The sequence below is a fragment of the Micromonospora sp. NPDC048986 genome (assembly GCF_040649335.1).
Classification (GTDB): Bacteria; Actinomycetota; Actinomycetes; order Mycobacteriales; family Micromonosporaceae; genus Micromonospora; species Micromonospora alfalfae.
Window position 1 is genome coordinate 631661 of sequence record NZ_JBEZFJ010000001.1, and the last position, 20788, is coordinate 652448.

Annotated in this window: 23 protein-coding genes and 3 tRNA genes; 13 read left to right on the forward strand and 13 right to left on the reverse strand. The window is 70.8% G+C overall.

What is annotated here, in order from left to right; translation table 11 throughout:
* Positions 1 to 42: 42 nt before the first annotated feature.
* The 5 genes from AB0B94_RS02905 to AB0B94_RS02925 all read left to right on the forward strand — a co-directional run bounded on the left by AB0B94_RS02905 (position 43) and on the right by AB0B94_RS02925 (position 2037).
* On the forward strand, positions 43 to 825 hold the full coding sequence (locus tag AB0B94_RS02905) for a polysaccharide deacetylase family protein (protein WP_357267695.1): 783 nt from the start codon (positions 43 to 45) through the stop codon (positions 823 to 825).
* Positions 826 to 979: 154 nt separating this feature from the next.
* Positions 980 to 1052 (forward strand) — tRNA-Glu (locus tag AB0B94_RS02910).
* Positions 1053 to 1108: 56 nt separating this feature from the next.
* Positions 1109 to 1182, forward strand: a tRNA-Asp gene (locus tag AB0B94_RS02915).
* Positions 1183 to 1281: 99 nt separating this feature from the next.
* Positions 1282 to 1355, forward strand: a tRNA-Phe gene (locus AB0B94_RS02920).
* Positions 1356 to 1575: 220 nt separating this feature from the next.
* On the forward strand, positions 1576 to 2037 hold the full coding sequence (locus AB0B94_RS02925) for a DUF1707 domain-containing protein (protein ID WP_357267697.1): 462 nt from the start codon (positions 1576 to 1578) through the stop codon (positions 2035 to 2037).
* A gap of 209 nt (positions 2038 to 2246) precedes the next feature.
* Here AB0B94_RS02925 and AB0B94_RS02930 read toward each other — a convergent pair whose 3' ends face one another.
* On the reverse strand, positions 2247 to 3284 hold the full coding sequence (locus AB0B94_RS02930) for a hypothetical protein (RefSeq protein ID WP_357267699.1): 1038 nt from the start codon (positions 3282 to 3284) through the stop codon (positions 2247 to 2249).
* A gap of 166 nt (positions 3285 to 3450) precedes the next feature.
* On the opposite strand from AB0B94_RS02930, the gene AB0B94_RS02935 reads away from it, so the two are divergent.
* Entirely contained in the window at positions 3451 to 3978 is a 528-nt protein-coding gene (locus AB0B94_RS02935) for an SRPBCC family protein (RefSeq protein WP_357267701.1), read from the forward strand.
* Between the two features lie 12 nt (positions 3979 to 3990).
* Here the strand turns inward: AB0B94_RS02935 and AB0B94_RS02940 are convergent, their stop codons facing one another.
* Positions 3991 to 4695, reverse strand: coding sequence for a DUF2786 domain-containing protein (locus AB0B94_RS02940; RefSeq protein ID WP_357267703.1), 705 nt, complete (start codon positions 4693 to 4695; stop codon positions 3991 to 3993).
* Positions 4696 to 4824: 129 nt separating this feature from the next.
* On the opposite strand from AB0B94_RS02940, the gene AB0B94_RS02945 reads away from it, so the two are divergent.
* Entirely contained in the window at positions 4825 to 5265 is a 441-nt protein-coding gene (locus AB0B94_RS02945; protein WP_357267705.1) for a hypothetical protein, read from the forward strand.
* A gap of 57 nt (positions 5266 to 5322) precedes the next feature.
* Here the strand turns inward: AB0B94_RS02945 and AB0B94_RS02950 are convergent, their stop codons facing one another.
* Positions 5323 to 5712 (reverse strand): hypothetical protein, encoded by a 390-nt coding sequence (locus tag AB0B94_RS02950; protein WP_357267707.1) that lies wholly within the window; start codon positions 5710 to 5712, stop codon positions 5323 to 5325.
* 156 nt (positions 5713 to 5868) lie between these two features.
* On the opposite strand from AB0B94_RS02950, the gene AB0B94_RS02955 reads away from it, so the two are divergent.
* Entirely contained in the window at positions 5869 to 7215 is a 1347-nt protein-coding gene (locus AB0B94_RS02955) for an ABC transporter substrate-binding protein (protein WP_357267709.1), read from the forward strand.
* A 68-nt stretch (positions 7216 to 7283) separates the two neighbouring features.
* Here AB0B94_RS02955 and AB0B94_RS02960 read toward each other — a convergent pair whose 3' ends face one another.
* Positions 7284 to 8027, reverse strand: a complete 744-nt coding sequence (locus tag AB0B94_RS02960; RefSeq protein WP_357267711.1) for an enoyl-CoA hydratase/isomerase family protein — start codon at positions 8025 to 8027, stop codon at positions 7284 to 7286.
* A gap of 52 nt (positions 8028 to 8079) precedes the next feature.
* Positions 8080 to 8937: a 3-hydroxyacyl-CoA dehydrogenase family protein gene (locus AB0B94_RS02965; RefSeq protein WP_357267713.1), complete on the reverse strand. Its 858-nt coding sequence runs from the start codon at positions 8935 to 8937 to the stop codon at positions 8080 to 8082.
* A 177-nt stretch (positions 8938 to 9114) separates the two neighbouring features.
* On the opposite strand from AB0B94_RS02965, the gene AB0B94_RS02970 reads away from it, so the two are divergent.
* Positions 9115 to 9402, forward strand: a complete 288-nt coding sequence (locus AB0B94_RS02970) for a hypothetical protein (RefSeq protein ID WP_091396025.1) — start codon at positions 9115 to 9117, stop codon at positions 9400 to 9402.
* A gap of 51 nt (positions 9403 to 9453) precedes the next feature.
* On the opposite strand, the gene AB0B94_RS02975 is transcribed toward AB0B94_RS02970, so the two are convergent.
* The gene (locus AB0B94_RS02975) at positions 9454 to 10233 is read right to left on the reverse strand and encodes a class I SAM-dependent methyltransferase (protein WP_357267715.1); all 780 of its coding nucleotides are present in this window, start codon (positions 10231 to 10233) and stop codon (positions 9454 to 9456) included.
* Positions 10234 to 10287: 54 nt separating this feature from the next.
* Between AB0B94_RS02975 and AB0B94_RS02980 the strand changes: the two genes are divergently transcribed.
* Positions 10288 to 10677, forward strand: coding sequence for a PPOX class F420-dependent oxidoreductase (locus AB0B94_RS02980; protein WP_357267717.1), 390 nt, complete (start codon positions 10288 to 10290; stop codon positions 10675 to 10677).
* An 85-nt stretch (positions 10678 to 10762) separates the two neighbouring features.
* Here AB0B94_RS02980 and AB0B94_RS02985 read toward each other — a convergent pair whose 3' ends face one another.
* Together AB0B94_RS02985 and AB0B94_RS02990 are read right to left on the reverse strand one after the other, a co-directional pair.
* Complete coding sequence (locus AB0B94_RS02985; RefSeq protein ID WP_007073996.1) at positions 10763 to 10972, reverse strand: BldC family transcriptional regulator; 210 nt, start codon at positions 10970 to 10972, stop codon at positions 10763 to 10765.
* Positions 10973 to 11222: 250 nt separating this feature from the next.
* Positions 11223 to 12062 carry a hypothetical protein gene (locus tag AB0B94_RS02990; protein WP_357268406.1) on the reverse strand — a complete coding sequence of 280 codons (840 nt, stop codon included), beginning with the start codon at positions 12060 to 12062 and terminating at the stop codon, positions 11223 to 11225.
* Between the two features lie 193 nt (positions 12063 to 12255).
* On the opposite strand from AB0B94_RS02990, the gene AB0B94_RS02995 reads away from it, so the two are divergent.
* Complete coding sequence (locus AB0B94_RS02995) at positions 12256 to 13338, forward strand: Glu/Leu/Phe/Val dehydrogenase dimerization domain-containing protein (RefSeq protein ID WP_112677510.1); 1083 nt, start codon at positions 12256 to 12258, stop codon at positions 13336 to 13338.
* Positions 13339 to 13638: 300 nt separating this feature from the next.
* Positions 13639 to 13854, forward strand: coding sequence for a DUF3073 domain-containing protein (locus AB0B94_RS03000; RefSeq protein WP_030332207.1), 216 nt, complete (start codon positions 13639 to 13641; stop codon positions 13852 to 13854).
* Between the two features lie 135 nt (positions 13855 to 13989).
* Here the strand turns inward: AB0B94_RS03000 and amcA are convergent, their stop codons facing one another.
* From amcA to AB0B94_RS03025, 5 genes are all read right to left on the reverse strand, one after another.
* Entirely contained in the window at positions 13990 to 14217 is a 228-nt protein-coding gene (amcA, locus tag AB0B94_RS03005; RefSeq protein ID WP_357267720.1) for a multiple cyclophane-containing RiPP AmcA, read from the reverse strand.
* Positions 14186 to 15289, reverse strand: coding sequence for a cyclophane-forming radical SAM peptide maturase AmcB (gene amcB / locus AB0B94_RS03010; RefSeq protein ID WP_357268408.1), 1104 nt, complete (start codon positions 15287 to 15289; stop codon positions 14186 to 14188). Before amcB ends, amcA begins: the two co-directional genes overlap by 32 nt.
* 130 nt (positions 15290 to 15419) lie before the next feature.
* The gene (gene purM, locus AB0B94_RS03015; protein WP_238672768.1) at positions 15420 to 16574 is read right to left on the reverse strand and encodes a phosphoribosylformylglycinamidine cyclo-ligase; all 1155 of its coding nucleotides are present in this window, start codon (positions 16572 to 16574) and stop codon (positions 15420 to 15422) included.
* Between the two features lie 57 nt (positions 16575 to 16631).
* Entirely contained in the window at positions 16632 to 18170 is a 1539-nt protein-coding gene (purF, locus tag AB0B94_RS03020; RefSeq protein WP_091396045.1) for an amidophosphoribosyltransferase, read from the reverse strand.
* A 168-nt stretch (positions 18171 to 18338) separates the two neighbouring features.
* The gene (locus AB0B94_RS03025) at positions 18339 to 18692 is read right to left on the reverse strand and encodes a sterol carrier family protein (protein ID WP_357267723.1); all 354 of its coding nucleotides are present in this window, start codon (positions 18690 to 18692) and stop codon (positions 18339 to 18341) included.
* A 161-nt stretch (positions 18693 to 18853) separates the two neighbouring features.
* Between AB0B94_RS03025 and AB0B94_RS03030 the strand changes: the two genes are divergently transcribed.
* Positions 18854 to 20788 (forward strand): carboxypeptidase-like regulatory domain-containing protein (locus tag AB0B94_RS03030; protein WP_357267725.1); only part of this gene is annotated, 1935 nt, incomplete at its 3' end.

The following is a 20788-nucleotide window of genomic DNA, read 5'->3' on the forward strand; positions in this document are numbered from 1 at the left end:
TCGGGCGGGTCCGCCTACCCCGACCCCTCCGGGAGCGAGCAGATGCAAGCCCGCGCCATCCTGGCGTCCGTCCTCGCCGTGGCGCTGGTCCTTTCCGGCTGTGCCCAGCCGAAGCGCACCATCGCACCCGTCGGCGCTCCACGGCCGGTGGAATCAACCACGCCGCCCACCCCGAAACCACGCCCCAGCGTCACCAAGCCGGCCAAGCCGCCACTGCGGCCGCTGCCGGCCAAGCTCCCCACCGGCCTGGGTCGCAACACCGGCGTACGTCCGGTGGCCCTGACGTTCGACGACGGGCCCAGCCCGGCCTGGACACCCAAGGTGCTCGACCAGCTGAAGGCCGCCAAGGTGACGGCGACCTTCTGCGTCGTCGGTCGCGAGGTGCAGCGTCACCCGGAGCTGGTCCGGCGGATCGTCCGGGAGGGACACCAGCTCTGCAACCACAGCTGGCGACACGACCTCGAACTTGCCCGTCGACCTGTCGGCGAGATCCGGGCCGACCTGGACCGCACCAACAAGGCCATCCAGAAGGCCGCTCCCGGCGCGAAGGTGTCGTTCTACCGGCAGCCCGGCGGCCGGTGGACGTCGGAGGTGGTCGGGGTGGCCAAGGACCTCGGCATGCGTCCGCTGCACTGGTCGGTCGACCCGCAGGACTGGGACAAGCCGACCGCCGCCACGATCGGCAAGCGGGTCCACTCCGCCACCCGGCCCGGTGCGATAGTCCTTCTGCACGACGGGGGCGGTAATCGGGCCGCGACACTCGCCGCATGCCCGAAGTTGATCGCCGACCTGAAGCACCGCTTCGGCATCACCCCACTCCGATAGAACCGCTCTGACCTGCGGTTATGACCCGTCCCAAGCCCTTGCCGACACCGATTTTGTCGACCGACGGAGCATCACGTATGCTTTCCAAGCCTCCGGCGGGGCCGGATGGGAGCAAGTCCGCTTGAAGTTGCGAATGTGCAATGATGGCGGGGCCGCCCTCATCGTCTAGCGGCCCAGGACGCCGCCCTTTCAAGGCGGTAGCACGGGTTCGAATCCCGTTGGGGGCACGACCGGCGCAAGCCGGAGCAAGGCACGACCGGCGCAAGCCGGGCAACACAAGCTAGGTCCTGTGGAGCAGTTGGAGTGCTCGCCGCCCTGTCAAGGCGGAGGTCGCGGGTTCAAGTCCCGTCAGGACCGCAGCGCCGACGCCGCGCCCCGCGCGGCGTTCTGCGTATCGGAGCAGGTCGCCTTGCCGCCGGTTCGTCCGGTTGGCGGGTAACATGAGCCGAGCGACACGGCCAGGTAGCTCAGTTGGTACGAGCGTCCGACTGAAAATCGGAAGGTCGGCGGTTCGACCCCGCCCCTGGCCACATAGCCTTTCGCCGGGCTACAGAGGTCCCCACCAGCGGAAACGCAGGTGGGGATCTTGCTGTATGCCCAACTGCTCCGCCGATCGCCGTGGCCCGCGACTGACCGCTGGTGACCGGTGATTCCCGCTACACGTTGCACGTTCGCTGCACGTGGTCAGCGGTCATGGAGCCTGATCCGGTTTCGTACATCTCCTGACCTTGCCCTCGCTACCCTCTGCTTGTGAACGACATCCGGGTGTCAAATCGTGACCGAGAAGCGGTCGTGGAACGGCTCGGCGTCGCCGCCAGCGAGGGGCGGTTGACCTTCGCGGAGTTTGAGGACCGGTCAGCGCGTGCCTACGCCGCGAACACCTACGGCGAGCTTGACGCCCTGGTGGTCGACCTGCCGACGCTGGCGCGCGGTCAAGCAGTCGTTGTATGCAATCGCGCAGGCACGGCACGGGATCACGAAGGCACGGCATTGTCGTTCTTGGCGCTCGCCGCAGGTTTGGTCTGGGTGCCGTTGTACGGACAACTGCCTACCGCTCTCCTTCCGGGAGCCGCTGGCGTCGTGTTCGGCCTTTTCGGCTTACGTGCAAATGCGTCACTCTTCTGCCGGGCGCTGGCAACCCTGGGAGTTCTCGGCGGGTCACTATGCGTCGCACTGCAAGTCGCCTGGGTCGCCTACCACATCCTTGACTGAAGTGCGCGACGCCCCATCCTGCTGCCGTGACCAACCCCCGCCGGCCTGCGTGATCAACACGACTTTCTTGAAGTCGCGGTGTCCCAGTAGGCGCGACACCGCGTATTCAAGGAAACCGAGTCGATCATGCCCGGGGGAGCCGCCGCGTCGGGGCGGTGGGCCCGGACGTGACGCAGCGGGCGGTGGGCGTGACGCACGACCGCGCGGCGTCAGTGGTCGCGGCGACCCTGCGGGCGATGCTGGGCCACGCTGCCCTGGATCGCCTCCCACACGCTGCGTCCGGCCTCTCGCAGCGTCTCCCCCGCCTGCTCGGCGAACTGGGCTGCGCTCTGCGCGGCAGCCTGCGCCGCGCCCGGAAGACCACCGTCGCCACCTCCGGACGGGCTTGGACCGGACCCAGCCGACTGGCCGGACTCGTTGCCGGTCTGCCCGGCGGTCGGCCCCGTCGACCCCTCGGGGCGCTGACCCTGCGGATGCCGTCCCTCCGGATGCCGCCCCTCCGGATGCTGACCCTGCGGATGCTGACCCTGCGGATGCGGGCCCTGCGGCTGCTGGCCCTGTGGCTGCGTTTGGTCGGCGAGCCCCGGGCCGCCAGCGCGCGGCCCAGGTCCGCCGGCACCGGGTCCCGAGCCGACCGGACCCTGCCCGGGTCGACCCGGATCCGGCCGATCAGAACCCAGACGACCTGGGCCGGACTGATTGAGACCCGGGCGATCCGGACCCGGGCCGGCGCCCGTCAGCCGAGCCGGACGCGGTTGGTCGGATCCCAGTCGGTGGCGGTCGGCCACCGGGCTGGCCGCGCCGACCTGCTGGCCCGGCTCGTCGCGTACGGCGTCCGAGCGTCGACTCGACGCCTTGATCTCCGCTGCGCTCGCGGCCACCTGTTGGGCGCTGCGGTTCACGTCGTCGACTGTCGTGCGCGCGAGCGCTTCGATGATGTGCGGGTTGTGGTCGAGCGTGTCGAGGGCGCGGCCCAGGATTCTGGTCAGCTGCTCCAACCGCACCCGTAGTTGCGCCTCGGCGTTCACCCCGTCGATGTTCAACTCGCCGCTGTTCAGGTGCACCCGTACGCCGGCGTCGACCTGGAGCAGGTTGGCCACCCGGGCCCGCAGCGACAGATCGGCCTCCAGACCGTCGACCGCCAGTCGGATGGAGTCGACGGAGACCTTCGGAATGTCGAGCAGGACGTCCGGGTTCCCGCTGTCGACGTCCCGGTCCGGTTCCCGCTGCTGCCCGCTCTCGCTCATGCTCTCCCGCCCCACCTGCCCAACGGCCGGGTCGTCCGGGCCGTTGGGCGCGGTTACCCGCTTTCCGGCGGGCCATCCCGTCAGTGACGGCTCGACGACCCTCTGTCTGGAACCGGGCACCGCGCGAAGCTGCACACCGAGGCATCAGCCGGTATGGTCCGGGCCTATGGGACAGGAATTGACTGATCCGGCCGACATCCGGCAGGACGTCGGCCAGTTCTCTCTCCGGTGCAGCCTGCTCGTCCCGGGCTCCGCCGAGCACGCGTTCGCGGTCTTCACCGACGAGCTGACCGACTGGTGGGTCACCGAATACACCTGGTCCGGCCCGGACGCGCTGGCCGAGCTGGGCATGGAGCCTCGGGCCGGCGGCATGCTCTACGAGATCGGCCCATACGGTTTCCGCGCCGACTGGGGCCGGGTGCTCACCTGGGATCCGCCTCGCCGGCTGGTCTTCGTGTGGCAGATCGGCCCCGACCGGGCGCCGGTGCCGGACCCGGCCCGCGCGAGCGAGGTCGAGGTGCTGTTCCATGCCGAGGGGCCGGAACACACCCGGGTCGAGCTGGAGCACCGGCACTTCGACCGGCACGGCGAAGCTGCCGAGGGTTACCGCAAGGCGCTCACGGCCGGCTGGCACGAGCTGCTCACCCGGTACGTCGCCACTGTGTCGCGTCACCGCCCGAGCACGACGGCCTGACGACCTACCGGGTCACCGGCCGAGCCGCCGACCGGCTGCGGCGCCGCCGAGGTCCCGACCACCAAGGTTCGCGCGCTGGCCGGCCTCCGCCCCTGAGCCGAAGCCGGTGCCGCCCAACCGACGTGGCGGTGCGGTACGCAGCCGTGGGTACTCCTCGGTGAGCCGGCGCTGCACCCGGTCGGACCGGTCGGCCAGCACCAGCGCCATCGACTGTGTGCCCGACTCGCTGGCCGCCGCCGACTCCGCCGCCCAGAGTCGCCCTCCGACCACCTCCGCGAAGCCGGCCAGCCAGGAGCGGCGGAAGGCGGCGGGATGGTCGTCCGCTGGCACCTCGGTGGCGGCCAGGCCGTGCGCCGCCTGCACGAGCAGCGAGGTGAAGAGCAGGTCGACCCGTTCCAGGTCACTGGCGAAGCCGAAGAGGTGCAGGGCGAAGCCGTTGCCCCGCCGACGGCGTACGCAGCGACAGCGCAGCGGCTCGGCCACCGCGGCGAGCAGGCCCACCTTGTCGCGGGCGTACGGGGCGACGACGTCGAGCACTCGATCGCCGACCGGGTCGGTGGTCGGGTCCCGGGCGGCGAGCAGCGCCCTGTCGACGCCGTAGCGGGCGATCAGCTCGGTCGCCTTGGCGGTGAACGCGGCGGCCTCGGCCGGCGTGCAGGCCGGGTCCTCGGCCTGGGCCAGCAGCTTGCGCACCTTGCTGAGCATGGCCTCGGACATGCCTACAGAGCTACCACACGGGCCGGACATCATCGGGGCCGCGCGGCAATCGATCGATACGTATCATCGTCACGGCCAGATGATCAGTCCGATACGGACGGTCAGCCTACTGTTTGGAGGAACGAACGGATGCCATCCCCGACCGCTCGTCTGCTCGCCGTCGCCACGGCCACCGCGCTGCTCGCCGTCGGCACGCCCGCGCAGGCGGAGCCGACCACACCGACCACGCCGGTCAGCTCCGGGCCGAACGTGTTCGCCCCGCTCGCCACCTGTTACGGCGGGGCGGTCCGGTCGTACTTCGAGACCGGCCGCTACGGCGGCTCGGCCGGCCAGTACCGCACAACGACGCGCTGTCGCGATATCAACGTGCGCAACGCGAGCGTGTACGCCACCGACGCGTGCGTGATCTTCGTTGACAAGACGAGCGCCTGCAACTACTGGACCTACCTGCCGGCCAACTCGGGGTGGATCACGGTGGCGACCAACGTCCGGGACGGCGTCAACTTCCGGGTCCGCTTCGAGAACCTGCGGTACGAGTACGAACCGCTGATCGCGTACCACGCGTTCTGAGCGACCCGCCCGGTCGCGGCGTCCGCCCCCCGACGGACGCCGCGACCCGGCGGCGGTTCACCCGGCGCGGCTGCGCAGCGTGGCGATCGTCGAGCCGGCGAGTGTGAGCAGGCAGTCGGGGAGCAGACCGTCGGCGGCCGCAGCGCCGAACAGCGCCTCCCCGGTCGGCTCGTCCCGGTTCGCGTACGCGCTGACGAAGCGGGCCACCCAGCGGGTGTCGTACCCGGCCTGATCGATGCCCGGAAAGTCGAGCGCCGCCCCGCTGGCCGCCGGCGCGTCGCCGAGCATGGTCGCCGCCAGGCACCAGGCGACGTCGTACGCGGCGTCCAGGCCGTCCCGGTCGACGACCGCGTCGAACGCTCCCACCACCGCGTCTCCATCGCCGGTGAGCGCCGAACGGAGCACGGCGGCCGCGTCATCGAACGTCTGCTGTGGTAGGTCCGTCACGCAGCGCACAGTAGGACGGGTGGTCAAGCGCCCCCCGCAACCGTCACTGTCCGTGTTCAACGCGAGCTACCTGCGCATTACGCCACCTCCACGGTCCCGCCGCCGGCCTCGGCACGCTAATGTGCGCAGCGGACCTTCGCCGGAGGAAGGACGACCATGTTCGTATCACGCCGCTCGCGGGTAGCCACACTGGCTGCCTGCGCGACGATCCTGCTCGCCACAAGCGCTTGCGGGGATGACAAGCCCGAAGAGGCCAGCGCTCAACAGGTGCGCCTCTACGGCACGGACGGCAACATGCTCAACTCCTATCCTGCGGAGTTGAAGGAACGGGCGAGTCTCGTCGACGGAATGAAGGGCACCACGCCCCTCGTACCGCTGCCAGACGACTTCAAGGGCCGGCTACGGGCCGTCAATCCGGCACTGACGGACTACGTGTACTCGGCCGAGACGTACGACGCGGTGGTGATCGCCGTGCTCGCCGCCCAGTTGTCCGGGAGCACCGACCCGGCCGCCATCACCAAGCAGATCGTCGCCGTGACCAACGACGGGCAGCGCTGCGAGGACCCGGCCAGTTGTCTCGCGTTGGCCCGCAACGGGCAGGACATCGAGTACCGCGGCGTGTCGCTGACCCGGGCGGGCTTCACCGACAAGGGTGAGCCGGCCACCGCGAGCTACGCCACGCTGACCTTCGACGGGCAGCAGATCAACGACGGCAAGACCGAGTTCGTCGGCGCGGGCATCGAGTCGGCGGCGAGCACCAAGACGCCGCCGAAGCCGAAGAAGCAGCGCCCGGGTGGCGCCTCCGACGACCAGGAGCCGCTGATCCTGGGCGGCCTGCTGCCGAAGACCGGTGACCTCTCGATCGCCTACCCGCCGATGGCAGCCGGCGCCGCGCTGGCGATCAAGGAGATCAACGCCGCTGGCGGCGCGCTGGGCAAGCCGGTGACGTGGCTCGACGGCGACGACGGCACCAACCCGGCGGTGGCCAAGGCGACGGTTGCCAAGCACGTGGCGGACGGCGTCAGCGTGATCATCGGTGCCGGCGGTTCGGGCATCTCCCGGGCGGTGCTGCCGGACGTGGTGCAGGCCGGGAAGATCCTCTTCTCCCCGTCCAACACCGACAGCAGCCTGACCGACGTCGACGACCAGGGCCTCTACTTCCGTACCGCCCCGCCGGACAGCCTCCAGGGCCGGGCGCTGGCCGACGTGATCCTCCGCGACGGGTCGCAGAAGATCGTCATCGTCGCCCGCAAGGACTCCTACGGTGAGGGCCTGCAGGGCACCGTCCGCGACGAGCTGGAGAAGGCCGGTATCGCCAACGACCGGCTCAAGCTGTTGACGTACGAGCCGCCGGCCGACGCGAAGGCCGCTCCGGTCGACTTCAGCGGCGGCGCGAAGGAGATCAAGGAATTCGGCGCGGACGCCGTACTGATCATCGGTTTCGGTGAGTCCGCCCAGGTGATCCGCGGACTGGCCGACGCCGGGGTGCAGATCCGGCAGTAGGCGGTACCCGAAACCCACGACGGCCGCACCGGCTTCCCGCCGGTGCGGCCGTTTCTGGTACCGCCGTATCAGCGCGGCCGGCGACGCTCCAGGAACTCGGTCATCCGGCGGTGCTTCTCGTCGTCCTCGAAGAGCACCGCCTGGCTGACCAGGTCGAGATGCGGGTGCGCGGCGGCCGGCGCGTCCACCGCCAGCTTGGTCAGTCGCACCGCCAACGGTGAGCCCAGGGCTATCTCGTCCAGCAACGCGTGCGCCACCGTCAGCAGCTCGCCGGGCTCGTCCACCACCCGGTTCACCAGGCCGATCCGCAGTGCCTCCGCGGCGTCCACCCGCCGGCCGGTGAAGAGCAGCTCCTTGGCCCGGCCCTCGCCGATCAACGCGGGCAGCCGGTGGGTCGCGCCGGCACCAGCCAGGATGCCCAACCGCACCTCCGGTTGCCCGAAGACCGCCCGCGCGGTGCACACCCGAAGGTCGCACGCGTACGCCAGCTCCGCGCCACCGCCCAACGCCGGGCCGTCGACGGCCGCCACGGTCGGCATCGGCAGCGCCCGGATGCGGGCGAACGCGGCCGAGTTGATCGCGGCGAGGGCGTCAATGCGACCCCGTTCGCGAAGCTGGCCGATGTCGGCGCCACCGGCGAAGATGCCCGCCGCCCCACCGGTGAGCAGCAGCAGGCGCGGGCGCGCCTCCAACTCGGCGCAGACCTGGTGCAGCTCGGCGATCAGGTCGGCGTCGATGGCGTTGCGCTTTTCCGGCCGGTCGAGGGTGACCACCAGCCGGTCCGGCCGCTCCTCGATCCGCAACCCGCTCACTGGACCCACCCTCCGTTCGCGGCCGCGGGGCTCGCAAGCTCGCTCGTCGCGCTCACTGCTTGACCCCGCCGCTCCAGCGGTAGAAGCCCTGCCCGGACTTCTTACCCAGCCGCCCCGCGGCCACCATCTCCACCAGCAGCGGGGGTGGCGCGAAGCGGTCCCCGTACGCGGCCTGGAGGGTGCGGGCGATGTCCAGCCGCACGTCGAGGCCGACCAGGTCGGTGAGTTCCAACGGCCCGACCGGGTGCCGGTAGCCGAGCACCATGGCCTTGTCGATGTCCGCCGGGCTGGCCACCTCGTCGGCGACCATCCGGATCGCCTCCAGCCCGAGGGTGACCCCGAGCCGGGAGGTGGCGAAGCCGGGCATGTCGCGTACGACGACGGGGTCCTTGCCGAGCCGGCCGGCGAGCGCGACGGCCGCGGCGGTGGTCTCCTCGGCGGTGGCCGGGCCGACCACGATCTCCAGCAGCGCCATCGCCCAGACCGGGTTGAAGAAGTGCAGGCCGAGGAAGCGCTCGGGCGCGTCCAGCCCGGCGGCCAGATCACCGATGGCGATGCTTGATGTGTTGCTGCCCAGCAGAGCCGGTCGCAGCGCAGCGGCGTCCCGCAGCACCGCGCGCTTGAGGTCGAGACGCTCCGGCACCGCCTCCACGATCACCTCGGGGGCGGGAGACACCTCGGCGAGGGTCGGGCGCAGCGTCACCCGCTGCCGGTTCGTGGCGGCCTCGTCGGCGCTCAGCTTTCCGCGCTGCACCGCCCGCTCCCACAGCTCGGCGAGCCGGTTCAGCGCGGCCGCACCCCGCTCGGGGTCCACCTCGACCAACTCGACGGCGTGCCCGGCGCCGGCCGCCACGTACGCGATGCCAAGCCCCATCGTGCCGGCACCGACGACCACGAAACGATCGCTCATCACGCCTCCCTGTCCCGCCCGCCGACGCGCGGGGTCGCCGCTACGCCGGCCCGGGTGTCCCGCCCGCTCCGCTCGCTCATGCTGCGACAGTAGACAGCGCGGCGGCCCGGCCCATGCGTGGGGGAGCGCCGGATCGGGTAATGACGGCCTGTCAACCGAGGGAAGGACCGCATCGACATGAGCCAGGCACCGGAGAGCGTCACCGACGGGGAGATCGTGGAGACCCGAGGCGACGAGCGGGTCGAACTGCTGCGCGCCGACACCAACAACGACGGCAAGACCGACGTGTGGGTGGTGGACACCGACGGCGACGGCAAGGCGGACCTGTTCCAGTTCGACACCGACGGTGACGGCAAGGTGGACATCACCATGGTCGACATCGACGAGGACGGCCAACCGGACGAGGTGGTCGACGGCGACGGCGGCCTTCCGCCCGAGCAGCTCCCCCCGACCGTCCAGGTCTGAGACGTACGGACGGCCCCGCTCTCCGCCCGGCGGAGTGCGGGGCCGTCCCGCTCAGTCGACGAGGCGCAGGGTGGCCAGGTAGTACGGGGCGTCGCTGTCGTCCACATCGGTGAGCCGCCAACCGGTGCCGTGCACCAGGCTGGCGAACTCGTCCGCCGAGCAGACCAGGTAGTCGAACCACTCGGTGCTCAACTCGCGGTAGCGCAGCCGCAGCCGCAACTGGCCACCGAGTCGGCCGCGCCGACGGTTGCGCTCGTGGTAGCCGGTGTGCAGCGGGTCGCGGGTGCCGTACGGGTCGGTGCCCTGCGCGATGATCTGCGCGCCCGGTCGGGCCAGCGCGGCGAGCGCGGCCAGGAACTCGGGAGCGCGCTCCCGCCCCTCGAACAGCCCGAGGTTGTTGCCGAGCAGCAGGAACGTGTCGTACCGCGACCCGTCGGCGACGTGCGTGTCGACGGTGCCGTGCACCAGCCGCCGGACACCGCGACGCCTGCTCACCTCCAGCGCGCCCGCTGAGGTGTCCAGCCCGGTGACCGGTACGCCGCGCTCCTGGAGCCGCAGCGCGATCCGGCCGGCTCCGGTGCCGATGTCCAGCGTCTCGCCGTGCGCCCGGTCCACCGCGCGGTGGTCGTACGGCTGCCACTCGGCCGGCCCGTCCAGGTAGTGCGCGGCCGGGGCGCCGTTGATCAGACCGTCGTCCCGTTCGATGATCTCGATGACCGGTCGGGGCAGTCGACCACCGACCAGGGGTCGGGGGCCCACCCCGGTGGCCACGGCGAGCGTGTCCCGCAGTAGTTCGCCGACCACGTCACCGATTAGGGGCTCAACAGTCACGACGTTCACGCTATCCGGCCACTCAGTGGCCCGCGCCGGCCGTATCCTGGCGGCGTGACCATGCTGGACCGGCTGTCGACCGAGAAGTACATCCTGCTCACGACCTTTCGCAAGGACGGTCGGGCGGTGCCGACTCCGGTCTGGGCGGTGCGCGACGGGGAGGCGCTTGCGGTCTGGACGCGGGCCGACTCGGGCAAGGTGAAACGGATCCGCCGCAACGGCGAGGTGACAGTGGCCCCGTGCGACGTGCGGGGTCGGCCACATGGGGCGGAGGTGCCAGCTCACGCGACGATCTACGGGGGCGGTGACACCGGTCGGGTCCGCGACCTGCTCAAGCACAAGTACCGCCTGATCGGCCGGCTGAGTCTGCTGGGTAGCCGGTTGCGTCGCGGCGAGGGCGGCACTGTCGGCATCCGGGTGACGTTGGCCGAGCCACGGCGCTGACCCCGGCCGGGGTAGTGCCCGGCGGGGCATACGAAAGGGGCGGCGGATCGAGATCCACCGCCCCTCACGAAGAACTGTCGCCTGCTCAGTCGCCCTGCCGCTGCTGCGGGATCTGGCCCTGCAAGAGCGCCCTGACCTCCGACTCACGGTACCGACGGTGGCCACCCAGGGTGCGAATGGCACTGAGCTTGCCAGCCTTGGCCCACCGGGTCACCGTCTTCGGGTCGACCCGGAACATCGACGCCACCTCGGCCGGCGTGAGTAGCGGCTCTGGTTCGTGCGTTCGCGATGCCATCGGTCACTCCTCCACATGTATAGACATCGGCCGGGGTCCCGCCGGCCGACGCGTCTCCCATGGTCCGGCTAGTCCCCGATGTCCGACATGGGCCGAACGGATGAAGGTCCCTAGACGGACGGATGAACCATGCCCGATTTTTACGACTTTTACACGGCAGAAAGTACCTTATTCGGACTCATGATCACGGTTCGTGATGCGTCAACTACGAGTACAACTCACCTTGGGAGCGCTCCTAGGGTGATATGCCCTAGTTGCACCGCTCCAACAGCTGCACCGCGCGCCACCGAGCCACCAACTTGTCGTACGCGGCCGACGCCTCCTCGGCCTCGCCGCGCGACAGCCCCGCGAGGCCGCCGGCGACCAGCTCGGGCGAGTCGTCAGCGGCGAGCGTCTCGTCGGAGAGCAGGTCGACCAGACCGCCGTAGTCCAGCTCGACCACCGACCGCGGATGGAACTCCTCCAGCCAGCGGGCCGCCTCCTCCACCGCCTCCGTGATCGGCGCCTCGCCCACCGACTTGCGCAGCACCGACAGCGCCCGCGACGAGCGGCGTCGAGCCTTGGAGATCTCGGTGCGGTAGCGCAACGCCCGCCGGCCCGGCTGGGTGACCAGGTCCCGCTCCGCCGGGTCGAAGAGCACGAACCACCGCAGCGGTACGCCCCAGGTGGCGATCTGCTCATGCACCCGGGGCACCCCGTGCTCCAGCACCCGGGCGCCGCTGCGCCAGTCGTCCACCACCGCCCTGGCCTGCCCGGCGAGCACCGGTGGCACGAAGGCGTCGGCGAGCACCGAGGGCACCCCGTCCCGGGCGCTGAGCGCCGCCTCAGCGACCCGGATGCGCAGGTTCCACGGGCAGACCAGCAGGCCGTCGTCCGTCTCCAGGACGTACGCCTCCTCCGGCAGGTCCGGCAGCCGGGTCCAGCCAGCACCCAGCGCCTCGATCACCGCCGTCCGCTGCCGACCGGGCCCCTCGACCGGGGCGATCGCGCGCCCCTCCGAGACATAGCGGCGCCAGTAGGTCTGCCGATCTCGATCGAAGGCGGCCAGCGGTTCGTACACGCGCAGGTAAGAAGCGAAGAGCGACGGCACCGCGCGATCCTCCCACGAACCACGCCCGTACGCGGTCAGCGGCCGGAGCACGCGCGCCGCACCGTGGGACGGCGGCGGCGCGTCGAGCACCCGCCCGGCGGCCGATACTAGGCTCGATCACACCGGCAGCATCCCCGCCGGGGTCCACCAGGTCCGCGTCCCACAAGGACGCACACCACAGTAGGAGCCAACAATGGGCGTATTCGCGAGCACCGACGACCCGGTATCGACCGGTCACGAACAGGTCGTGTTCTGCCAGGACAAGCAGAGCGGCCTGAAGGCGATCATCGGGATCTACTCCACCGCGCTGGGCCCGGCGCTCGGCGGCACCCGCTTCTACCCGTACGCGAGCGAGGACGACGCCCTCGCCGACGTGCTGGACCTGTCCCGCGGGATGGCGTACAAGAACGCGCTCGCCGGGCTGGACCTGGGCGGCGGCAAGGCCGTCATCTGGGGCGACCCGGAGCAGATCAAGAGCGAGGCGCTGCTGCGCGCGTACGGCCGTTTCGTGGAGTCGCTGGGCGGGCGCTACTACACCGCCTGCGACGTCGGCACGTACGTGGCGGACATGGACGTCGTGGCCCGGGAGACCCGCTACGTGACCGGGCGCAGCGTGGAGCACGGCGGGGCCGGCGACTCGTCGATCCTCACCGCCTGGGGCGTCTTCCAGGGGATGCGGGCCGCGGCCGAGCACGTGTGGGGCACTCCGAGCCTGCGAGGTCGGCGGATCGGTGTGGCCGGGCTGGGCAAGGTCGGCAAGTACCTCACCGGGCACCTGCTGGAGGATGGCGCCGAGGTGGTCGCCACCGACGTGAACCCGAAGGCGCTGACGTGGGTCCGCAGCAACCACCCGCAGGTCACCCTCGTCGACGACGCCAGCGCGCTGGTCGCCGCGGACATCGACGTGTACGCGCCGTGCGCGCTGGGCGGCGCCCTGAACGACGACACGGTGCCGGCGTTGCGCGCCAAGGTGGTCACCGGGGCGGCGAACAACCAGCTCGCCCACCCGGGCATTGAGAAGCTGCTGGCCGACCGGGGCATCCTCTACACCCCTGACTACGTGGTCAACGCGGGCGGCGTCATCCAGGTGGCCGACGAGATCGAGGGCTTCAACTTCGACAGGGCGAAGCTGCGGGCCACCCGGATCTACGACACCACCCGCGAGATCCTGCACCTGGCTGACGCTGAGGGCGTGCCGCCGGCGGTGGCTGCCGACCGGCTGGCGGAGCGGCGGATGGCGGACGTCGGCCGGCTGCGCGCGATCCACCTGCGCTGAGCGACCCCGGGGGCGGATCGACGAGATCCGCCTCCGGGCCCCGCTGCCGGGCGTCGCTGGGTAAGCTGAGCCGGGGTCAAATTTGATGCGGTTTGTCCGGCGTCACGGGTGCTAACCGTTCCGCTCCTTACCCGGTACACTGGGTGACGGCCGGATCGACGCGACGCGCAGAGCCGGCTGACGGTAACCCGAGGTGCCGAACGATGGCATCCCCATGTACCGTAAGAGCCACGAGAGATGCCTGACGTCATCGGGGCCCGCCTTCGGGCTGCCCCGCATTCTGTGCGAGGGGGTCGAGCCATGGGGCGCGGCCGTGCTAAGGCCAAGCAGACTAAGGTGGCGCGGGAGTTGAAGTACCACTCCCCGAACACCGACCTCACCGCTTTGCAGCGCGAACTGGCGGGTGCTGGTAAGTCTGAGCACCACTTCGACGACGACTCTAAAGAGTTCGTCGACGACGATGATGAGGATCACGCGGACGACGATCCGGATCCCTGGGTCCGTCCGACCCGCTGACCTCTCGACGCAGCTGAGCACGCGGTAACCCCCGCGTGCTCACGCACGTCCCGTGCGGTGCAGTCGCCGACGATCAGGGGCCTGGCCCGACCGGATCCACTCCGGCCGCTCGACAGGCCCCTGACAACGGCTCCCTCAGCGCGGGCGATTGTTCCAGTTGTAGAACGTCGGGATGTTCTCGAAGTGGTTCCAGGCGCAGACCGCGCTGGAGGCCTCCGCGCCCGACACCTCCGAACGCAGCCGCCGTGCGTCCTCGGCCTCCTGGAGCAGCGCGACGAGCGCAGGAGCCGCACCCCGCACCCGTTCGGTGACTCCGTCGTCCGCTTCGCGCTCAGGCCGCCGGTGACTGGTGGTCTCGGGCATGCTCCAACACTCCCTCCAATAGGCGGATCTTGCTGTTGCGGCAGTGCTCGGTCTCCGTACCGTCAAAACGCCCCAGCTCGAAGTAACGGTTGGCGGCATGGCCGCCACCGCAGAAGCCGAAGTACGGGCAGGACGCCCGACACGCCTCCACCCCGGCCAGGAACTCCCGCACCCACGGCGTCGCCGCCGCGTTGCCGAGGATCTGCGCCAACGGGGTGGTCAGCACGTTGCCGCTGCTGAAGTCGCCGTAGCGGGGGTCGGTGAAACCGGCCAACTCCGGGGAGAGCACGATCACCGATCCGTCGTGACCGATCGTCGGGATCGGGTCCAGGTGGCGGGGCAGCACCCCGTCCGCCGTGTTGTCGAGCACCGCCGCCGCATAGCGCAACGACCACTCGATCTCGCGCAGGTGAATCCGGGGCTCCCGGCGCCACGCCCCGACCAGCTCCGCCCAGAACGCGGAGACCGCCGACGGGTCGTGGCGGTTGTCGCGGGTGTTGACCCCCTCGGTCTCCTCGATGTTGATGCCCAGCACGTCGCAGCCCAGCTCGAGGAAGTAGTCGTACAGCTCGGTGGCGAGCCCCGGCTCAGGCCGGGACACCACAGCCAGTGCGGAGAAGGGCAGACCGCGCCGGCGCAGCACCGATATGCCGCGCAGGATCCGGTCGTACGCCGGCTGACCGCCCCGGTTGACCCGGTCGCCGTTGCGCGCCCGGGGCCCGTCGACGCTCACGCTCACCCGCATCTCGTGCCGGGTGAAGAAATCACACCAGTCGTCGTCGATGAGGGTGGCGTTGGTCTGCACGTGGTGCTCGACCTCTGGCCCGAACGGGGCGATCAGATCGGCCAGGTGCTCCCGACCGGCGGCCAGGGGCTCGCCGCCATGCCACACCACGGAGAACCGACCGTTCACCGCCCACTGGTTGACAGCGGCCGCGACCGCCTCGGCCACCGCCACCGGCATCCGGCGATCCGCAGCCCGAAACGGCAGGTAGCAGTACGCGCAGTCGAGGTTGCAGAGGGTGGTGGGCTGCATGACGACGTACGACGGGACGGCGGCCAGACCGCGCATCCCGCTGAACGACTGTCCCCGAGCAGCCATCGCCCTCCTCCGCCTAGCCTGAGGGTGCCCTTCAGGCTAGGCGGCATTGGCCACTCGGGTGAAGCCCTGATCAGGTGCCCGTACGATCACCGGAGGGTGATCAGCCTCGGGTGTGCTGACCAACCATCTGCACGTTTCCGGTGCCTTCGATGATCTCGCCGGCCTGCCAGGCCTCGACGCCACGGCCGGTCAGGGTGGCCAGCGCCCGGTCGGCGTCCTCGGCCGAGACGATCGCGAACATGCCGACGCCCATGTTGAAGGTCGACTCCATGTCGTGGTCGTCGATCCGACCCTTCGTCTGGATCAGGTCGAAGATCGGCTGCGGCTTCCAGGTGGACCGGTTGACCACCGCGTCGACGTTCTCGGGCAGCACCCGGACCAGGTTCCCGGGGATGCCGCCACCGGTGATGTGGGACAGCGCGCGCACCTCGGCCTCGGCGATCAGCTTGAGGCAGTCCTTGGCGTAGATCTTGGTCGGCGTGAGCAGCTCCTCGCCGAGGGTCCGCTGCCGGCCGAAGTCGTCGATCACGATGTCCAGACGCATCCGGGCCGCGCCCAGCAGCACGTGCCGGACCAGCGAGTACCCGTTGGAGTGCAGGCCGGAGGAGCGCATGGCGATCACCACGTCGCCCACCTCGACCCGCTCGGGGCTCAGGATGTCGGCTTCCTCGACCACGCCCACGCCGGTCGCGGAGATGTCGTACTCGTCCGGACGCAGGACGCCGGGGTGCTCGGCGGTCTCCCCGCCCAGCAGCGCGCAGCCGGCGTAGCGGCAGCCGTCGGCGATGCCCGCGCCAATCTCGGCGACCTTGTCCGGCACGACCTCGCCGGTGGCGATGTAGTCGAGCAGGAACAGCGGCTCGGCGCCGCAGGCCACCAGGTCGTCGACGACCATCGCGACGAGGTCGATGCCGACCGTGTCGTGAATGTCCATCTGCTGGGCGATCACCAGCTTGGTGCCCACCCCGTCGGTGGAGGACGCCAGGATCGGGCTCTTGTACTTCTTCGTGTCCAGCCGGAACAGGCCCGCGAAGCCACCAAGGTCACCGAGCACCTCGGGACGGCGGGTCTGCCGCACCTTCGACTTGAGCAGCTCCACGGCGCGGTCACCCGCGTCGATGGAGACACCGGCGTCGGCGTACGAGACCGAGCGTTTGCGCGCCTGGCGGCCGGCACCGCCCGTCCACGGCTGGCGGTCGCCGCCGGCGCCGGTCGGGCTGCTTCCTGCGCCGCTGCGCTCGGACACGTGCGTCACGGTTCTCCCCTTTGGTTCTCGGTGCCGCCGGCGGTAGCCGGGCCGCGCCGGTTGGTGCTACGGGCGGTTTGCGGTAACGCCACCCGGAGTGGCGACGGACGAGCCGTTGGTGTGCGGGGCCTCCGGCGCCGAGTTGGCGACGCGTCGACCCACCCCTTCGAGCACGTGCTTGCCGATCAGGTTGCCAGCTGGCAACTCGATCGGGTACTCCCCATCGAAACACGCCCGACACAACCTGGTCTTCGGCTGCTCGGTCGCGGCGATCAGGCCGGGAAGGGAAACGAAGCCCAGCGTGTCGGCGCCGATTGAGCGCCGGATGCCGTCGTTGTCCAACCCGTTGGCCAGCAGCTCCGCCCGGGTGGCGAAGTCGATGCCGTAGAAGCACGGCCAGCTGACCGGTGGGGAGGAGATCCGGACGTGCACCTCCAGCGCCCCCGCCTCGCGCAGCATCCGCACGATGGCGCGCTGGGTGTTGCCGCGCACGATCGAATCGTCCACCACCACCAACCGCTTGCCGCGGACGTTCTCCCGCAGCGGGTTGAGCTTGAGCCGGATGCCGAGCTGACGCAGGGTCTGTGACGGCTGGATGAAGGTGCGACCCACGTACGGGTTCTTCATCAGGCCGGCGCCGTACGTGATGCCGGACGCCTCCGCGTACCCGATGGCCGCTGGCGTGCCCGACTCGGGCACCGGGATCACCAGGTCGGCCTCGACCGGGTGCTCCTTGGCCAACTGCCGGCCGATCTGCACCCGCGCCGAGTGGACGTTGCGCCCGGCGATGGTGGCATCCGGGCGGGCGATGTAGACGTACTCGAAGAGGCAGCCCTTCGGCTCCGGCGCGGCGAACCGGGTGGAGCGCAGCCCGTTCTCGTCGATGGCGATCAGCTCGCCCGGCTCGACCTCGCGCACCACGCTGGCGCCGACGATGTCCAGGGCCGCCGTCTCGCTGGCCACCACCCAGCCGCGCTCCAGACGGCCGAGCACCAGCGGGCGGACGCCGTGCGGATCGCGGGCCGCGTACAGCGTCGACTCGTCCATGAAGACGAAGCTGAACGCGCCCCGCAACTGCGGCAGCACCTCCAGCGCGGCGGCCTCGACCGACAGATCCGGTCGGCTGGCCAGCAGCATCGTCACCAGGGAGGTGTCGTTTGTCGAACCGTCCGCGATGAGGCCGCGCTCGGCGACCTCCTTCTCCAGCTCGGCGGTGTTGACCAGGTTGCCGTTGTGGGCCAACGCGATGGTCGTGCCGGAGGTGGTCGACCGGATCGTGGGCTGGGCGTTCTCCCAGTTGGACGCGCCGGTGGTGGAGTATCGGGCGTGCCCGATCGCCAGGTGACCGCGCAGGCTCGCCAGGGTGGGCTCGTCGAAGACCTGCGCCACCAGGCCGAGGTCCTTGTAGACCACCACGCCGGAGCCATCGCTCACCGCGATGCCCGCCGCCTCCTGGCCGCGGTGCTGTAGGGCGTAGAGGCCGAAGTAGGTCAGATTGGCAACCTCTTCGCCGGGGGCCCAGACGCCGAAGACGCCGCAGGCATCCTGGGGGCCAGGTCGTTGGGGGTCAAGGTCGTGGCTCAGCCGGCCGTCGCCTCGGGGCACCTACCGCTCCCTCATGCTGGTCTGGACCGGCCGGGCGGGGATCACGGGCGGATCCACTCTCCTCTGCCGGGACCACTGTCATCGCCTGACAGTGTACGCGAATCGGCGTCAATACAGAAAGTCACGATTCCCCTGCTCAGCGTCACAGCGAGTGGGACAACGGGACGACTAGAGGGGCAGATACGCCGAGAGGTCCGCCCGGTTGCCACTCATCTGGACGCGACCGTCGGTGACCGCATCCGCCCAGGCAACCCTGCCGGTTGCCAGCTCCAACCAGGTGTTCGGGGCCATCTCGACCACGTTTGGTGGATTTCCCCTGGTGTGTCGAGGCCCCGGTACGCACTGGATCGCCCCGTATGGTGGAACGCGCACCTCCACCGATCGGCCGGGGGCGCGCTCCGCGAGGACGGCCAACAACGACCGGACCGCCTCTCGGAACACCGGCCGTTCGGGTGTACGCCCCTCGTCGAGCGCCGACAACGCGGCCGCAACGGCAGCGGACTTACTGTGCGGAGAGGACACGACGGGACGATACGACCCCCAGGCCAGACACGCGACGCTGGCCCTGGGTCGCGCTCATGCAGTCGGACAAGGCATAGTTGCCGACGGCGTATTCGTACCGTGATGATCCCCGGCCCGGCGCCCCGCCGGTCAGAGGGAAGTCAGCCCGGAAGGCGGTGGACGTGTCAACACACCGACGTGCCTGGAAGCAGCGGGCCGGTGTGGTCGTAGCGCTGGTTGCCGGCGCTCTGCTCGCCGTCCCCGCCACACCAGCAATGGCCGCAGATGTCAGCGTTTCCCCCGGCTCGGTCACCGTAAACGCCGGCAGCGACGCCACAATCACCGTGCGCGTCACCGGGGGTAATGACGACGAGTCAGCGAAGGTCAGCCTCGCCGGCCTGCCGTCCGGCGTCAGCTGCGCCAGTGGTTGCGGCGATGTCAAACTCTCCGGTGGCGGCCTGGGCAACCCGACAGGGTCGGCGCTGGTCCGGATCGCGGCGAACGACAACGCCGGCGACGCGACAGCGACCATCACGGTGGCCGTCGAGGCCGAGTCGGGCCCGGACACCGCCACCGTCTCGCTGACGGTGAAGGGCAAGGCCGCCCCGCCGCCGCCGCAGAACCAGACCGTGCGGTCGGTCTCCGGCAAGGTGGTCGCCCAGGGTGACGGCAAGGCCGTGGCGAACGCGTTCGTGGTTCTCCAGGACACCGCCGGTCACCGTTACGACGCCACCAGCAATGGCAGCGGCGACTTCCGGTTCACCGGCACCACCCAGAACCCGATCGCCCCCGGACGGATCGACCTGGGCGCGTCGTTCGACAACATCAAGGCGTTCAAGAGCCTGAACGCCAGCGCCGGGCAGGCCGTCACCGGGCAACGGATCAGCCTCGCGATCAAGGCCGAGACGACGCCCAGCGCCACGCCGTCCGCCACCCCCGAGGCCACTGCCACCGAGGAGGCGACCGAGGAGGGCACCGAGGAGGAGCCCACCGAGGAGGCCAGTCAGGGTGCTCCGGCGAACGCCGCGAACAGCGAGGACGACGGCGGCGGCTTCAGCTCGTACATCATCATCCTGCTCGGTGGTCTCCTGGTCGCCGCCGGTGTCGGCACGATCGTGCTGCTGTGGATGAAGCGCAGGGAGAACGGCGACGACGACGCTCCGGCAGGTGCCGGTGGCGGCGGAGTGGTGCCGCCCTCGCGCGGCGGGTTCCGCGGTCCCGACGACCAGACCCGGGTGGTCGGCGGTCGTCCCGGCGGTGGAGCGGACCCGACAATGGTCGGCGGCGCGGCCCTGAGCGAGGCCCCGACGATGATGCACCGACCGGTGGTCGACGACGTTCCGCCGGACCCGTACGGCGCGCCTGCCCAGGCGTACGGCGGCGCAGGTCAGCAGGGCTGGGGCGGCGCCGGCTACGGCGAGGAGCCAGCGCCGGGTGGATACGGTGCCGGCGGTTACGGCAACGCCCCCGCTTCCGGTGGCGGCTACGGCGCTCCGGCCGGCCCCGAGGGCGGGTACGGCGCGGCCGGTGACGGCTACGGTGCCGCGCCTGGTTCCGGTGCCGGCTACGGCGGCGCACCAGCGCCCGCTGGTGGCTACGGCAACGCTCCGGCCTCCGGTGGCGGCTACGGCGGTCGTGACTACGACGCCCCGGGCGGCACCGCCGCCTACCCGCCGGCTCCCGCTGGCGCAGCCGGTTACGGCGAGCGGTTCGACGAGCCCACCGGCCGATACACCGGCGACAGCACCCAGTACCCGGCCCCGGCCGACCCGTACGCCACCGGCGTCTACCAGCCGGAGCAGGGGCAGGGGTACGGCCAGCCCGATGCCGCCCCGTACGGCGGCCGCGCCGCCGAGCCGACCGCCGGGTACGGCGCTCCGGAGGCTGGCGGGTACGACCAGGGCGGCTACGGTCAACCGGCCGGCGGCTACGACCAGGGCGGCACCTACGGCCAGGAGCCTCCGCAGCAGCGCGGCGGCTACGACGACCGGGGCTACGACCAGGGCGGCTACGGCCAGCCCGCCGGCGGCTACGACCAGGGCGGCACCTACGGCCAGGAGCCTCCGCAGCAGCGCGGCGGCTACGACGACCGGGGCTACGACCAGGGCGGCTACGGC

Excerpts from the sequence above, each read along its gene's own strand:
- AB0B94_RS02905 (WP_357267695.1), top strand. The coding sequence starts at position 43 with ATGCAAGCCCGCGCCATCCTGGCGTCCGTCCTCGCCGTGGCGCTGGTC.
- AB0B94_RS02930 (WP_357267699.1), bottom strand. The coding sequence starts at position 3,284 with ATGAGCGAGAGCGGGCAGCAGCGGGAACCGGACCGGGACGTCGACAGC.
- AB0B94_RS02935 (WP_357267701.1), top strand. The coding sequence starts at position 3,451 with ATGGGACAGGAATTGACTGATCCGGCCGACATCCGGCAGGACGTCGGC.
- AB0B94_RS02940 (WP_357267703.1), bottom strand. The coding sequence starts at position 4,695 with ATGTCCGAGGCCATGCTCAGCAAGGTGCGCAAGCTGCTGGCCCAGGCC.
- AB0B94_RS02945 (WP_357267705.1), top strand. The coding sequence starts at position 4,825 with ATGCCATCCCCGACCGCTCGTCTGCTCGCCGTCGCCACGGCCACCGCG.
- AB0B94_RS02955 (WP_357267709.1), top strand. The coding sequence starts at position 5,869 with ATGTTCGTATCACGCCGCTCGCGGGTAGCCACACTGGCTGCCTGCGCG.
- AB0B94_RS02965 (WP_357267713.1), bottom strand. The coding sequence starts at position 8,937 with ATGAGCGATCGTTTCGTGGTCGTCGGTGCCGGCACGATGGGGCTTGGC.
- AB0B94_RS02970 (WP_091396025.1), top strand. The coding sequence starts at position 9,115 with ATGAGCCAGGCACCGGAGAGCGTCACCGACGGGGAGATCGTGGAGACC.
- AB0B94_RS02985 (WP_007073996.1), bottom strand. The coding sequence starts at position 10,972 with ATGGCATCGCGAACGCACGAACCAGAGCCGCTACTCACGCCGGCCGAG.
- AB0B94_RS02995 (WP_112677510.1), top strand. The coding sequence starts at position 12,256 with ATGGGCGTATTCGCGAGCACCGACGACCCGGTATCGACCGGTCACGAA.
- AB0B94_RS03000 (WP_030332207.1), top strand. The coding sequence starts at position 13,639 with ATGGGGCGCGGCCGTGCTAAGGCCAAGCAGACTAAGGTGGCGCGGGAG.
- amcA (WP_357267720.1), bottom strand. The coding sequence starts at position 14,217 with ATGCCCGAGACCACCAGTCACCGGCGGCCTGAGCGCGAAGCGGACGAC.
- amcB (WP_357268408.1), bottom strand. The coding sequence starts at position 15,289 with ATGCGCGGTCTGGCCGCCGTCCCGTCGTACGTCGTCATGCAGCCCACC.